The sequence below is a fragment of the Vibrio sp. 704 genome (genome assembly GCF_033339295.1).
In genome coordinates this window covers 1-765 of record NZ_JAWOUH010000353.1, presented here as the reverse complement: position 1 = coordinate 765, position 765 = coordinate 1, and the positions used below count along the sequence as shown (strand labels likewise).

Annotated in this window: 1 protein-coding gene; it reads left to right on the top strand. The window is 43.5% G+C overall.

What is annotated here, in order from left to right:
* Positions 1-170: 170 nt before the first annotated feature.
* A complete protein-coding gene (locus R7R24_RS26420; RefSeq protein WP_005494637.1) occupies positions 171-569 on the top strand; it encodes a hypothetical protein in 399 nt (132 codons plus the stop codon).
* Positions 570-765 lie beyond the last annotated feature (196 nt).

Sequence of the window (765 nt, the reverse complement as noted above, 5' to 3'; positions counted from 1 at the left end):
AATGTCGGCGAGATTAACTTTATTGAGCATAATGAGCGTGTTGCAAAAAGCGATGGGTTTAAGATTATCACAATTATTTACCAATCATATCGGCAAGCAAGGTCGAACGACTTGAGCTTTACGACAACTTGCGTATTATTTTCTGCGTTTCCATCTTTATCTGACTTTTTATGAGCTTATTGATTTCACGACAAGGCACGCCTCAAAAGCGCGCGAAATGGCTGCTAGCAATGATTGGCTGGGTCATCGTCGTGTGTCTGATGCAAAATTCTGGTTTGGTTTCGGCATGCTCGATGAGTGATGACCAAACCTTGGTTTCTGCTTTATCTAGCGATGATGCTCATGTTGTGAAAGCTGATAAAGTCAAAGAGCCGAGTAAGTGTGAACTGTCTGAAAAGTTGATTCAGTTTACCCAGCATCAGCTCGAAGCCTTCATTGTCGTTTTGTTCATTGGCATTGTTTTAGCCGCAGTTTGGCGATGCAGTGCCTTTGTTAACGCAAGGCAATGGACTGAGCCCATCTACGACAAGCATCGAATTCATCTTACCTTTTGTGTGTTCCGAGAATGACAAGTGGTTCTGGCCGAAAACGCCAGCCATTTTCTACACTTGTTATTAATTAGGAATCACTATGAATCACATTACTAAAGCGACTCAACTCGCGTCCATATTCTTTATGGCGTTGGTGTTGGGTTTGTTCTCTCTTAATCTCTCGGCGCAAACTACTGACACGGGATGGATGACCAATCCACAGCATCCGCCTGTG